16 protein-coding genes are annotated in these 13,856 nt (G+C 29.2%); 14 read left to right on the top strand and 2 right to left on the bottom strand.

Features of this window, described 5'->3' with window-relative positions; translation table 11 throughout:
• The first annotated feature begins 2 nt into the window (after positions 1-2).
• The 10 genes from yqeH to LQ608_RS00830 all read left to right on the top strand — a co-directional run bounded on the left by yqeH (position 3) and on the right by LQ608_RS00830 (position 7,982).
• The gene (yqeH, locus tag LQ608_RS00875) at positions 3-1,103 is read left to right on the top strand and encodes a ribosome biogenesis GTPase YqeH (protein WP_078356493.1); all 1,101 of its coding nucleotides are present in this window, start codon (positions 3-5) and stop codon (positions 1,101-1,103) included.
• 12 nt (positions 1,104-1,115) lie between these two features.
• Positions 1,116-1,925 (top strand): shikimate dehydrogenase, encoded by an 810-nt coding sequence (gene aroE, locus LQ608_RS00870; protein WP_239749197.1) that lies wholly within the window; start codon positions 1,116-1,118, stop codon positions 1,923-1,925.
• A gap of 2 nt (positions 1,926-1,927) precedes the next feature.
• Entirely contained in the window at positions 1,928-2,218 is a 291-nt protein-coding gene (gene yhbY / locus LQ608_RS00865) for a ribosome assembly RNA-binding protein YhbY (RefSeq protein WP_078356495.1), read from the top strand.
• 5 nt (positions 2,219-2,223) lie between these two features.
• The gene (nadD, locus tag LQ608_RS00860; RefSeq protein WP_239734376.1) at positions 2,224-2,796 is read left to right on the top strand and encodes a nicotinate (nicotinamide) nucleotide adenylyltransferase; all 573 of its coding nucleotides are present in this window, start codon (positions 2,224-2,226) and stop codon (positions 2,794-2,796) included.
• A complete protein-coding gene (yqeK, locus tag LQ608_RS00855; RefSeq protein ID WP_078356497.1) occupies positions 2,786-3,358 on the top strand; it encodes a bis(5'-nucleosyl)-tetraphosphatase (symmetrical) YqeK in 573 nt (190 codons plus the stop codon). Before nadD ends, yqeK begins: the two co-directional genes overlap by 11 nt.
• Positions 3,359-3,370: 12 nt before the next feature.
• Positions 3,371-3,727: a ribosome silencing factor gene (gene rsfS / locus LQ608_RS00850; RefSeq protein ID WP_078356498.1), complete on the top strand. Its 357-nt coding sequence runs from the start codon at positions 3,371-3,373 to the stop codon at positions 3,725-3,727.
• Positions 3,727-4,443, top strand: a complete 717-nt coding sequence (locus tag LQ608_RS00845; protein WP_239749196.1) for a class I SAM-dependent DNA methyltransferase — start codon at positions 3,727-3,729, stop codon at positions 4,441-4,443. Before rsfS ends, LQ608_RS00845 begins: the two co-directional genes overlap by 1 nt.
• Positions 4,444-4,489: 46 nt before the next feature.
• Positions 4,490-5,137 carry a helix-hairpin-helix domain-containing protein gene (locus tag LQ608_RS00840; protein ID WP_239749195.1) on the top strand — a complete coding sequence of 216 codons (648 nt, stop codon included), beginning with the start codon at positions 4,490-4,492 and terminating at the stop codon, positions 5,135-5,137.
• A 61-nt stretch (positions 5,138-5,198) separates the two neighbouring features.
• Complete coding sequence (locus LQ608_RS00835; RefSeq protein WP_078356501.1) at positions 5,199-5,654, top strand: ComE operon protein 2; 456 nt, start codon at positions 5,199-5,201, stop codon at positions 5,652-5,654.
• Positions 5,655-5,801: 147 nt separating this feature from the next.
• Complete coding sequence (locus LQ608_RS00830) at positions 5,802-7,982, top strand: DNA internalization-related competence protein ComEC/Rec2 (RefSeq protein ID WP_239749194.1); 2,181 nt, start codon at positions 5,802-5,804, stop codon at positions 7,980-7,982.
• Between the two features lie 41 nt (positions 7,983-8,023).
• Here LQ608_RS00830 and LQ608_RS00825 read toward each other — a convergent pair whose 3' ends face one another.
• On the bottom strand, positions 8,024-8,161 hold the full coding sequence (locus LQ608_RS00825; protein WP_078356503.1) for a YqzM family protein: 138 nt from the start codon (positions 8,159-8,161) through the stop codon (positions 8,024-8,026).
• 91 nt (positions 8,162-8,252) lie between these two features.
• On the opposite strand from LQ608_RS00825, the gene holA reads away from it, so the two are divergent.
• Positions 8,253-9,227 (top strand): DNA polymerase III subunit delta, encoded by a 975-nt coding sequence (gene holA, locus LQ608_RS00820; protein WP_078356504.1) that lies wholly within the window; start codon positions 8,253-8,255, stop codon positions 9,225-9,227.
• A 38-nt stretch (positions 9,228-9,265) separates the two neighbouring features.
• Here the strand turns inward: holA and rpsT are convergent, their stop codons facing one another.
• Complete coding sequence (rpsT, locus tag LQ608_RS00815; protein WP_078356505.1) at positions 9,266-9,517, bottom strand: 30S ribosomal protein S20; 252 nt, start codon at positions 9,515-9,517, stop codon at positions 9,266-9,268.
• Between the two features lie 234 nt (positions 9,518-9,751).
• On the opposite strand from rpsT, the gene lepA reads away from it, so the two are divergent.
• The 3 genes from lepA to hrcA all read left to right on the top strand — a co-directional run bounded on the left by lepA (position 9,752) and on the right by hrcA (position 13,839).
• The gene (gene lepA / locus LQ608_RS00810; RefSeq protein WP_078356506.1) at positions 9,752-11,575 is read left to right on the top strand and encodes a translation elongation factor 4; all 1,824 of its coding nucleotides are present in this window, start codon (positions 9,752-9,754) and stop codon (positions 11,573-11,575) included.
• Positions 11,576-11,629: 54 nt separating this feature from the next.
• The gene (hemW, locus tag LQ608_RS00805; protein ID WP_107509463.1) at positions 11,630-12,748 is read left to right on the top strand and encodes a radical SAM family heme chaperone HemW; all 1,119 of its coding nucleotides are present in this window, start codon (positions 11,630-11,632) and stop codon (positions 12,746-12,748) included.
• 116 nt (positions 12,749-12,864) lie between these two features.
• On the top strand, positions 12,865-13,839 hold the full coding sequence (gene hrcA / locus LQ608_RS00800; protein WP_239749193.1) for a heat-inducible transcriptional repressor HrcA: 975 nt from the start codon (positions 12,865-12,867) through the stop codon (positions 13,837-13,839).
• The last annotated feature ends 17 nt before the right edge of the window (positions 13,840-13,856 follow it).

The following is a 13,856-nucleotide window of genomic DNA, read 5'->3' as shown; positions in this document are numbered from 1 at the left end:
ATTTGACAGAAATAGCTAAATGTATTGGTTGTGGTGCAACACTTCAATCTGATAATCCGAAAGAAGCAGGTTATGTTCCACAATCTAGTTTGAGTAAAGAAGATGTCATTTGTAAAAGATGTTTTAGACTTAAAAACTATAATGAAGTTCAAGATGTTGATTTAACAAGTGAAGACTTTTTAAATATGCTGAAATCACTACATAACGAAGATGGTTTGATTGTTAATGTAGTTGATGTATTTGATTTAGAAGGATCAATGATACATCGCTTAAAAGATATAGTAGGTAAGAAAAAAGTTGTCCTAGTAGCAAATAAAATGGATATTTTACCTAAAGCAATTAATAAAAGAAGAGTTGAAATATGGCTTAGAAGTAGAGCAAAAGATTACGGCTTAAATCCTGATGAAGTAGTTTTAATATCTGCATATAAAAATCAAGGAATTGATGACTTACTAGATATAATTGAAAAAGTTCGTGACGGAAAAGATGTGTACGTTGTAGGTACAACCAATGTCGGGAAATCAACATTAATTAATAAATTAATTGAGAAAAGTGTTGGTGAGAAAGAAGTCATTACAACAAGTCATTTCCCTGGAACAACTTTAGATATGATAGATATCCCTCTAGATGATGATTCTTATATGTTTGATACACCAGGTATTATTCAAAGTCATCAAATGACACATTATGTAACGGACAAAGAGTTAAAAGTTGTAATGCCTAAAAAAGAAATAAAACCAAAAGTTTATCAATTAAATGAAGAACAAAGTTTATTCTTAGGCGGATTAGTTAGAGTGGATTATGTAAGTGGTGGCAGACGTTCTTTAACATGTTTCGTTTCTAATGATTTAAATATTCATAGAACAAAGTTAGCAAATGCTGATGATTTATGGAATCGTCAAATTGGTGAAATTCTAAAGCCACCATATGATCCTACGAACTTTGATTTTGACCGTTTAAAGAAAACTGAAGTTACAACTGAATTTGAAAGACAAGATATTATGATTTCTGGTTTAGGATTTGTGACTGTTGATGCTGGTGCTGAAGTACATGTAATTGCACCTGAAGAAGTGGAAGTTACATTGAGAACATCAATTTTATAAGAGGTGATTTAAATGAAATTTGGAGTTATTGGTCATCCTATAAGCCATTCTCTTTCACCTATTATGCATGTAGCTAATTTTAATGCTTTAGGTAGAAATGATCAATATAGCGCTTTGGACGTATCACCTCAAGACTTTCAGTACATTAAAGAAATTATTAAAGAAAATGAATTAAATGGCTTTAATATTACGATTCCACATAAAGAATCTATCATTCCGTATTTAGATGAAATATCTCCAAGTGCAGAGCATATAGGAGCAGTAAATACAGTTTTAGTGAAAGATGATAAGTGGATAGGTTATAATACTGATGGTATTGGCTTTGTTAAAGGCTTAATAGACAAGCATGGGCCAATAGATAAAGATAATATTTTAGTGCTCGGTGCTGGTGGTGCTAGTAAAGGCATTGTGTCAGAAATGATGAAATTTACCAATAATAAAATTACTGTAGCAAATCGTAGTATAAATAGGTTTGATAACTGGAAACTAGATGTAGAAGCTATGAGCTTAACAGACGTTAAGGATATATTAAATACATTTGATATTATTATAAATACGACACCTGTTGGGATGAATGAAAGTAGCAGTGAACTCATTATTCCAATAGAAAATATAAATAAAAATACTTTAGTATGTGATATTATTTATATCCCAAATAAAACACCTTTTTTACAAGCTTGTGAAAATAGAGGCTTAGCAATATACAATGGGTTGGATATGTTTGTATATCAAGGTGCTGAAAGCTTTAAAATATGGACTGGCAAAGAAGCAGTTATTGAAGAAATGAAAAATAAAGTAAAAAACGAATTAAAAAGGAGATAATTATGTTAACTGGTAAACAAAAGAGATATTTAAGAAAAGAAGCACATCATTTAGACCCGATTTTTCAAATAGGTAAGGGTGGATTAAATGAAAATATGATAGAACAAGTGAAAGAAGCATTAGAAAAAAGAGAATTAATTAAAGTGCATATTTTACAAAATAATATGGATGATCATAAAGAAATAGCGGCGACTCTTGCAAAACAGACTAATGGTGAACTCGTACAACTTATTGGAAATATCATTGTTATATATAAAGAATCTAACGAAAACAAAAAAATAGAACTGCCTTAATTTTTATGAAAAAATTAGTGATATATGGTGGCCAATTTAACCCTATTCACATTGGTCATATGTTAGTCGCGAGTGAATCATATCATTTTATTCAACCAGATGAATTTATATTTTTACCTAGTTATCAGTCTCCACTTAAAGAACATAATGATGCTTATCTTATAGAATCTGAACGTGTAAATATGTTAGAATTAGCGATTGAAGATTTACAATTTGGTGTAGTTGATAAAAGGGAACTTGATAGAAAAGGAACAAGTTATACATTTGATACAATAAAAGAATTTCAAAGTGAATATCCTAATTATCAAATTTATTTTGTTATTGGTTCCGATCAATATGAAAATTTGAATAAATGGAAAAACATAGAGGAATTGAAAAATATGTTAACTTTTGTAGTTGTTAATAGAGAAGTCGATACCCAAGATGTTCATGAAGGTATGTTAGCTTTACACATACCTAGAATAGATGTAAGTTCAACAGACATTCGTAATCGATCTAAAAATCGTCAATCTATAAAGATGTTGGTTACACCAAGAATTGAAACGTATATCAAAAGGGGACGATTGTATGAAAATTAAAAAAGCAGTAAAGTTAGTAGAAGAAACTTTGCCTTCAAAAAGATATAATCATTCAATTAGAGTAGCAGAAACAGGAAAAAAAATAGCAGAAATTTTTGATGGTGACTCTAAAAAAGTTGAATTAGCAGGTATTTTGCATGATTTATGTAAATATGAAGAGCTTTCAGATTTATATCAAAGTGTGACTCAATATGATTTAGGGCACGATTTATTAAGCTATGGATCAGAGATATTACATGGACCAGTTGCTGCAGCTCGTCTTAAAGATCTATATGATATAGATGATGAAGAAATTTATTATGCTATATATAGTCATACAACAGGTAGAGCTCAAATGAACAAGACTGAAAAAATTATTTTTATCGCTGATTATATCGAGCCTAAAAGAACTACACCGGGTGTTGAAGAAATTAGAGATATCGTATTCAAAGAACGTAGCTTAGATAAAGCTGTTTATGAAATTTCAAAACGTACTGTCTTACATTTAATTAATAAAGACAAAACAGTACACTTAAAAACTATTGAATGTTTGAATTATTATAATTTGCATTCAGAACAATAAAGGAATGGTTAAATGAACTCGAATGAATTAATGAAACAAAGTATATTAGCATGTGATGATAAGCGTGCTGAAGATATTATAGCAATTAATATGCAAGGTATAAGTGACATTTCGGATTATTTTGTTATTTGTCATGGTAATAGTGATAAGCAAGTTCAAGCTATCGCTAGAAATGTTAAAGATGAAGCTGAAATTAATGACATAAATGTAAAAAGATTAGAAGGTTTTAACGAAGCAAGATGGATATTAATCGACCTAGGTGATGTAGTTGTTCATGTTTTCCATAGAGAAGAACGTGATTATTATAATTTAGAAAGATTATATAAAGATGCACCACCATTCATTACTTTAGATGAGGTTGCTAATTAATGGCATACAATCGTATGAGCAATTATTATGACTTATTAACTGATGATCAGCCATATGACAAATGGAAAGAAATAGTCGGTCATTTTTTAAAAAGTAATGATAATGAAATTTTAGATATTGGTTGTGGCACTGGGAGGCTAACTACTAAACTTTTAGACTTTGGTAATGTTAGTGGCCTTGATTTAAGTGCTGAAATGTTAGAAATAGCTGAAAGTCGAAATCCAAATATTGATTGGTATTGCCAAGATATGAGAGATTTAGATTTACCAAAAAATTATGATGTCATTACGATATTTTGTGATAGTTTAAACTATGTTACTGATCCGGAAGATGTTCTTCAAGTATTTAACTATATAAACAATTACTTAAATAAAGATGGTTTACTTATTTTTGATGTTCATTCAATTCATAAAATGAATCACCAGTTTAATAATTGTAACTATATTGATGAATCAGAACATTTAACTTTAACTTGGCAAGCAATTTCAGGCGAAGAACCGAATAGTGTATATCATCAAATGTCATTTTTTGCTGAAAGAGAAGATGGTTTATACGAAAGATTTGATGAAGAACATTATCAAATAACATTTGAAATACCGTTATATAAACAACTTTTAGAATTTGCTGGTTTTGAAGTGAAGAACGTTTTTACAGATTTTAATATCGATGATTACAATGAAGATGGCGATAGACATTTTATTGTTGCGCAAAAATAAGTAATCATTTACACCTCTTACGTTTAATAAAGTAGGAGGTGTTTTTTTGAATAATGTTATAAAAATAAAAGATTGGATACGTAACAATTATCATTTCGTTTTAATAGGCGTAATTTTATTATTTGTTGTATTTAAATTTTTATTTATTGAGCCAGACTCAGAACAAATGAATATGGAAGATCGTTCAATTAATCGTGAGACGATTGAAACGTCCATTGAGAACAAAGATAAACAAGAGTTAGCAAAGTCATCACCAGAAGAAAAAGTAAATAAAAATGTCATTGTAGATGTGAAAGGTGCAGTCAATTTTCCGAATACATATAACATGAAAACATCAGATAGAGTGGATGATGTATTAAAGAAAGCACAAATAAAAGGCAACGCAGATATTACAAAAATAAACTTATCTGAGAAATTAAAGGACCAAATGTATATTTATGTGCCATCACAAGGAGAACATGTTTCTAGTGCAATGTTAAATCAGCCCACAGAAAACAAGATAGAAGTTAATATAAATACTGGTGATAAAGCAGAAATAGAAAAATTGCCAGGTATTGGTCCTAATAAAGCAGAAGCAATCGTACAATATAGAGAAACAAAAGGCGAGTTTAAGACTATTGAAGATTTAAAAAAAGTTAAAGGTTTTGGAGAAAAAACAGTTGAATCATTAAAGGAATATATTGTATTAGATTGAAATTGCAATTACACTTTTAAATAATTACAATAAGGTTATACGAAAGGTAGGTCGATATGGAATGGAAAGAATACAATGGAAAGAATACTTTATGGCTCAAAGTCATCTCTTATCATTAAGATCAACATGTGAAAGACTATCGGTTGGCGCTACAATCGTGAAAGATAATAGAGTAATTGCTGGTGGCTATAATGGATCAGTTTCTGGAGAAGAACATTGTATCGATAATGGTTGTCTAGTGGTAGATGGTCACTGTATTAGAACAATACATGCTGAAATGAATGCTATTATTCAATGTGCTAAACTCGGTGTTTCTACGGAAGGCGCAACAATATATGTTACACACTTTCCATGTTTAAATTGTACTAAGACAATAATTCAAGCAGGTATTAAACAAATTTATTATGCTGAAGATTATCATAATCATACATATGCAATTCAGTTATTAGAACAGTCAGGTGTACATTATGAAAAAATTGATTTTCATCCACAAGATATTATTAAATATTTGAATTAATGGTTGAATAAATATATGTGGTTTTATTTTGCACTTTATTTATTATGTGGCTATATTTTTCATCTAAATTTATATGTAGGATTATCCATACTCATTATCATTTCGTTAAGCTGTTTTATTAAGCTTCACTCGTTTAAAATAATGATAATGAGTTTATCGTTTATCTTCATGGGCTATTTAACATATCCAAAGTTATTATTACCTCAAATTGATTCTTTTAATCTTCCTATTGATCATAAAAGTTACACTAACATAATAGAATTTGGAGATAAAGTGCTTATAGATGGAGATTTATTTCAAGCTAATGGCGATATAAATGGTAAATCATATAAAGCGTTTTACAAATTGAAAAATGAACATGAAAAAAATAAGCTTTTAAACACAATGCCATTTATGAAGAATTGCATCATTACTTATAACAAAACAATCACGTTGCCTAACACTAACAATTTAAAGTTTAATTATAACGAATATTTGCTAGAGCATGAAATAGACGGAGTATTAAAACTGAAAAATTTTTCAGTAGGAAGTTGTAAAAAGCGTTATTTAAATGTTATTGAGAAGGGACAACTTTACAGAGAGAGGTTAATACAAAATCTTAAAAAACTAGACGTAAAAAATATAGATGATATTATCGCCTTAACTTTAGGTGAAACACGTTATTTATCATCTGAAAGAATAGAGCAATTAAAAAAATTAGGGATTTATCATTTGTATGCTGTTAGTGGTTCTCATGTTGCATTAGTCAATGTATTTTTATTTCGATTTTTACTAAGAATTAATGTGAAATACAACCATGCGGAGTTGATTATTTTTATAGCATTGCCGTTATACGCCATTTTGACAGGTTTAAGTCCGAGCGTTTTAAGAGCTGTTGGTGTCGTTATGGTATATATGGTTATTAAAAGAATTACGAATATTGATTCATTGCAAATTTTATCTATTACATTCATTTTATATACTCTTTATAACCCTTATGTCATTTTTGACATTGGCTTCCAATTATCTTATATTATCTCCACATTTATCCTATTATGTATTCCAATTATTAAAACATTTACAACCTTCTATAAGATATTCACCATAAATATAATATCGCAATTATCCTCATTTATTATTTTGATTCTCCACTTTAATACTTTTCAATGGCTCGGTTTTATAAGTAATTTTATTTTCATTCCACTTTTTGAGCTAATAGTATTTCCTCTCGTAATGACATTTTTAATCATATTTATCATATTTAAAAAAGTACCATTTTTATTGAGTGATGTTATTGAAACCTTACTAAGTAAAACAATTGAGTTAATTGAGAAAATAAATAATATGCCAATCAATGATTTAGTTGTTAGAAATCTAGATGGATTTTTATATTTTTTAATATTTATAGTTGTGGTATCAATTTCAATTTTAGTGCTTAAAAAACGTATCGTTAAATCAATAACTATATTTTCAATATTAATTTTAGCTATATCCATAAGACCAAATTATGATAGGGTGATTTTGAAGTTTTTAGATATTGGCCAAGGAGACGCAATGATTGCTTATCATCAAGATGTAGATAAAGTAGTTATGATTGATACAGGAGGTAAAGATAAGAAAAATAAGAAAAAATGGCAAATTAGGAATAAAGAATTTACTTATACTGATTCAGTGCTAGTCCCTGAATTACATGAGAATGGCTATAATCGAATTGATTATTTAATCATTTCGCATCCTCATGCTGACCATATGGGTGAATTGAGCAATTTGATAAAGAAAGTTGAAATTAAAAATTTAGTTATCAATCAAAAGACGTGGGATAGTCCATATTTAAAGTTATTAATAAGTGAAGTTGCTAATACTAGCACAAATATAATAGATAGTAGAAATATTAATAAATTAAAAATTGGTGAATCTATTTATCAATTATATAATAATGATAGTGAAAATCATGAAGATAAAAATGATACTTCTATCGTTACAGAAATAAGAGCATACAATAAAAAAATACTAGCAACAGGAGATGCAACAGAAAGAGTAGAAGATATTATAATAAGTAATTTAAAACAAAACTATGATCTTTTAAAAGTTGGTCATCATGGTAGTTCAACTAGTACAAGTGATAAATTTTTATATAAAGTAAACCCTAAATTATGTGTCATTAGTTCAGGTCGTAACAATAGATATGGATTGCCAAGCCAGAAAATAGTAAAAAAGCTTGAAGGAAATAAATGTAAAGTCTTTAATACACAAGATAATGGAGTGATAAGCTTTGTAATCGAAGAAAATAGTATTAGAGTCAATAATGGATTAAATGATTATAATAAAAAAGCGTACAAAAATCATTGAATTTTTGTACGCTTTATAAAAATGGTCTTATTATGTAAATCTTAATTTGGAAGTAAACTAAATACTTGAGCAATTATATAAATTGCAGCCAAGAATAAGAATCCAACTAAAAATCCCATTCCAGAGTCTTTAACGTCATTGTTACGCCCTTGAGTATTTTCACCTTCAAATCTGTTCATATGACTCCCTCCTATACTTACATTCATTATATGATAATAAACTTAAAAATGCTATACTTAATTAGAACTTTATAAGAGAGGGAGACTTATTTTGGAAGATAATATTGTGTTGAATTATGGTGCAGTAGATGCACTAATAGAGAAAAAATCTGACGAAATTATCAATCAATATTTAGATGGAGAACGCGATGAGTTCAACTATGTAAAATATGATTTATATGAGACATCCATTTCGAGCGCAATTGAAGAAGCATTAACTTTACCATTCCTCTCAGATAAGAAAGTAGTACATATTAAGAATGCATACCTTTTTACAGGAGAAAAAGTAACAAATAATATTAATCAAAATGTTGATCAATTGATTGGTTTTATTGAGCAATATGACGGGGAAACATTAGTTGTTTTTGATGTATTCAATGAAAAGTTAGATGAAAGGAAAAAGTTAGTCAAATCTGTTAAGAAAAATGCTAGATTAAATAAAATTGATCAAATGACAGAGCAAGAAATAAAACAGTGGATTAAGTCTTATTTAAATGAACAATACAAAGATATTAAAGAAGATGCATTAGTAGCGTTCTTAGAGCTTACAGGTATACAGTTTAATATAATAAAAGCTGAACTTGATAAATTAGTATTATTTATAGGCGATGAAGCGGTAATAAATAAACAAGATGTAAAAGATATTGTGAGTCGTTCGTTAGAGCAAAACGTATTTTTACTTACAGAATATATACAAAAAGGGCAGAAAGAGAAGTCTATAAACTTATTGAAAGATTTAATTAATATGAAAGAAGAGCCTATTAAACTATTAGCATTGATAACAAGTAATTATAGATTATATTATCAATGTAAAATATTAGCTAGTAAACATTATAGTGAACAACAAATAGCTAAAACAATAGGCGTTCATCCATATAGAGTTAAACTTGCACTTCGTATAGTGAGGAAATTATCTTTGGAAAGATTGTTAGCAACAATTGATGTATGTGCAGAAACAGACTATGATTTAAAATCTTCATATATGGATAAAGTGCTTATTTTAGAATTATTCATCTTAAAAATATAAAAATAAAAAAGCTACAGAAAATTCTGTAGCTTTAATAATTAGTTAGCTTTTGACATTAAGCTTGATTTAATTCTATCAGCTTTATTTGAATGGATTAAGTTCTTTTTAGAAGCTTTATCAATTTTTTTAACAGCTAATGAAACTAATTCACCTTTGTTATCAGCATTATTTTCGATAGCAGTTCTAGCAGCTTTTACAGCTGAACGCATATCATTTTTTTGTGATATGTTTGCAGCGTCTTTCTTTTCTGTTACAGAAACACGTTTAATTGCAGATTTAATGTTTGGCATGAGAGTCACCTCCTAAGTATGTTGTCCGTGATCAAAAATTATTTGATTGCAACAAAAAATATTTTATCAAATGTAGGACATAAGTGCAATCATTATTTGCACATTCCTTATAAAGCATACCACTTTATTGTTAGTTTGGTAATACGTTTGCATTTATTTCATAAAGACGGTATCATATCAAAGATGCGACTTACATTTAAGAGATGTAAAATTAACGAGAAAGTTGGAGTTCAAATGGACAGAACTAAACGCCTAGAGCGCCAAAATAAAATTAGAAACTTTTCAATTATTGCTCACATTGACCATGGTAAATCAACGTTAGCAGATAGAATATTGGAAAATACTAAAACTGTAGAGACAAGAGACATGAAAGCACAATTGCTTGATTCTATGGATCTTGAAAGAGAACGTGGTATTACGATTAAACTTAATGCTGTTCGATTGAACTATACAGCAAAAGATGGGGAAACATATATTTTACACTTAATAGACACACCAGGACATGTCGACTTTACATATGAAGTTTCACGTTCTTTGGCAGCGTGTGAAGGTGCGATATTAGTAGTAGATGCTGCTCAAGGGATAGAAGCTCAAACTTTAGCTAATGTTTATTTAGCGTTAGATAACGATTTGGAATTAATACCAGTGGTTAATAAAATTGATTTGCCTGCTGCTGAGCCTGAACGTGTGAAACAAGAAATTGAAGACGTAATTGGTTTAGATGCAAGTGATGCCGTTTTAGCTAGTGCTAAAGCCAATATTGGAATTGAAGATATTTTAGAAAAAGTAGTAGAAATGGTTCCGCCTCCTGAAGGTGATCCTGAGAATCCATTACAAGCCTTAATATTTGATTCTTCATTTGATGCATACAGAGGCGTAATTTCTTCAATTAGAGTTGTTGAAGGTTCTGTTAAAGCAGGAGATAAAATTCAAATGATGTCTACTGGGAAGACATTTGAAGTTACAGAAGTAGGTATTAATACACCTAAACAACTTCCTGTTCAAAATTTATCAGTTGGTGATGTAGGTTATATTGTTGCATCTATTAAAAATGTTGGAGATTCAAACGTTGGTGATACTATAACATTAGCGAATAGACCTGCTGAAAAACCACTGCAAGGATATAAAAAAATGAACCCAATGGTATTCTGTGGATTATATCCGATTGATAATAGTAAATATAATGATTTAAGAGAAGCGTTAGAGAGATTACAACTTAATGATGCTTCATTAGAATTTGAAGCTGAGACTTCGCAAGCATTAGGATTTGGTTTTAGAACTGGATTTTTAGGATTATTGCATATGGAAATTATTCAAGAAAGAATTGAGAGAGAGTTTAATATTGAATTGATTGCTACTGCTCCATCAGTTGTATATGAATGTGAACTAACAGATGGAGAAAAAGTTCAAATAGATAATCCGTCACAATTTCCAGATCCACAAAAAATAAATACAATTTATGAACCATATGTTAAAGCAACAATGATGGTTCCTAATGATTATGTCGGTGCTGTTATGGAACTGTGTCAGAAAAAACGTGGTAACTTTAAAACAATGGATTATTTAGATGATATTAGAGTGAATATTATTTATGAAATTCCATTATCAGAAGTTGTGTTTGATTTCTTCGATCAGCTAAAATCTAATACAAAAGGTTATGCTTCGTTTGATTACGAACTAATTGGATATCAAGAAAGTACATTAGTTAAGATGGATATTCTTTTAAATAGTGAAAAAGTGGATGCATTAAGTTTTATCGTTCATAAAGATTTTGCATATGACAGAGGAAAAGTAATAGTTGAAAAATTGAAAAAATTAATCCCAAGACAACAATTTGAAGTGCCAGTTCAAGCAGCAATTGGTAATAAAATAGTCGCACGAACAAATATTAAATCGATGGGTAAAAATGTATTAGCAAAATGTTATGGTGGAGATATTAGCCGTAAACGTAAATTACTTGAAAAACAAAAAGCAGGTAAAGCTAAAATGAAATCAGTAGGTAATGTTGAAATACCTCAAGATGCATTCTTAGCTGTACTTAAAATGGATGAAGACTAATTTTGAAACAGCTGCATAATATGTAGCTGTTTCTATTTTTAAAGGAGAGTTTATATGGCTAAAAGTGTATATATTCATATACCTTTCTGTGTGAGAATTTGTACTTATTGTGATTTTAATAAGTTTTATATAGCCAATCAACCAGTTGATGAATATTTAGATTGTTTGATTAAAGAAATGGCAACTAGGGAAGATAAAATAGTTGAAACAATGTTCGTAGGTGGTGGTACACCTACAGCTTTATCAGAACTACAATTAGAAAAATTGCTTCAAGCGATTAATGACTTGTTCGTAATTACAAAAGAATATACTTTTGAAGCTAATCCAGATGAATTGACTGAAGCTAAAATAAAATTATTAAAACAATATGGCGTAAATAGATTGTCGTTAGGTGTTCAAACATTTGACGATGAATTGCTTAAAGTGTTAGGAAGAACACATCATAGTGGAGATATTGAAAAAGCAGTCAACTTATCTAGAAAGCATCAAATTGATTCTGTTAGTCTAGACTTAATGTTTCATTTGCCAGGACAAACATTAAAACAATTTGATGACTCACTAAACAAAGCATTAGCGCTAGATGTTGATCATATCTCAAGCTATGCACTAATACTTGAACCAAAAACTCAATTTTATAATTTATATAGAAAAGGTAAATTAAAATTACCAAATGAAGATTTAGGGGAAGAAATGTATCAACATTTAAAGGAAAAAATGAAAAATTCAAATTTAAATCAATATGAAATTTCAAACTTTTCAAAGTCTGGACATGAATCCCTACATAATATGGTTTATTGGAAAAACGAAGAATATTACGGATTTGGTGCAGGTGCGCATGGATATATAAAAGGGGTTCGATATGGAAACATTAACCCCGTTAATCAATACATTAAGAAGATTAATCATAATGAAATGCCTAAATTACAAAGTAGTGATGTATCTATTAAAGAACAAATGGAAGAGGAAATGTTTCTTGGTCTTAGAATGACTGAGGGTGTTTCCAAGTCTAAATTTAAAAATAAATTCAAAAGATCAATAGAAGATGTGTTCGGTGATCATGTTAATGAATTAACTTCAAGAGAATTATTAATAGATGAAAATGATTATTTACGTTTGAGTAATAGAGGTCAAAACATTGGTAATGAAGTGTTTGAGAGATTTTTGTTAAGTTAAATAATATTTTGAAAAAAGTTTTGAAAAATCGAATGCTTTAACGTTGACTTTCTTTGACCAATTTGATAAATTGTAATTAGCACTTGATAAGAGAGAGTGCTAATCGAGGTGATGACATGATTACTGAGAGACAATTACAAATATTAAATGTGATTGTTGAGGATTATGTTGAGTTAGGACAACCAATAGGTTCTAAGTCGATTATCGAAAGGCATCAATTGCCTATAAGTCCAGCAACAGTTAGAAATGAAATGAAACAACTTGAAGATTTAGATTTGTTAGAAAAGACACATACATCATCTGGGCGTATTCCTTCTGAAAGTGGAATTAGACATTATGTAAATCAATTACTAAAGTCTAAGTCACAAAGTAAGAAAAGCGCAAATTGGTTTAATCAATTCCATGATGAAAACCAATACGATGTAAATGCTATGCTCAAATGGTTAGCTTTAGAAATATCAAATCGTTCACATTATACGACTGTTGTACTTGGACCAAATAAATTTTCAAGATATATATTTGAAATTCATTTTGTTAGAGTCAACCCTACTCATCTAATGAGTGTCATTGTATTTACTGATGGATATGTTGAGAAAATTCATGTTCAAGTATTAGAATCTTTGAATCAGCAACAAATAGAGAAACTAATGAACTATTTAAATCAACATTTTAAGCAAAATACTTTATCTACAATGATAAACACGTTAGAATCATTAACGTTGTCATTCATAGATCGCAACTTTATCAAGAAGTTTAAACATGCATTATTAACTCAAATTAATAATCAAAGTGAAGAAATGTTTCTAGGTGGAAAGATGCACCTGATTGAGGCAATGGATGTTACGAATATAACGATGATTCAATCTATATTAAAATATCTTGAATCAGAACGCATTGCTCAATTTTTAAATGAAACGACTAATGATTCAATAAGTGTCAATATTGGACAAGAAATTAATAAAGACTTACATGGTATATCGATTGTAAGTACAAATTATGAAATTTCTGGAGGTATAAGCGGTCATTTAGCCGTTATCGGTCCAACTGCTATGCATTATAACAAAGTGATTCAATTACTGAATCATTTTTAAATAAGAAAATATGGAGG

It is taken from the genome of Mammaliicoccus sp. H-M34, assembly GCF_022386495.1.
Lineage (GTDB): Bacteria > Bacillota > Bacilli > Staphylococcales > Staphylococcaceae > Mammaliicoccus > Mammaliicoccus fleurettii.
The sequence above is the reverse complement of the archived record's forward strand: the minus strand, read 5'-3'. Positions and strand labels throughout refer to the sequence as shown.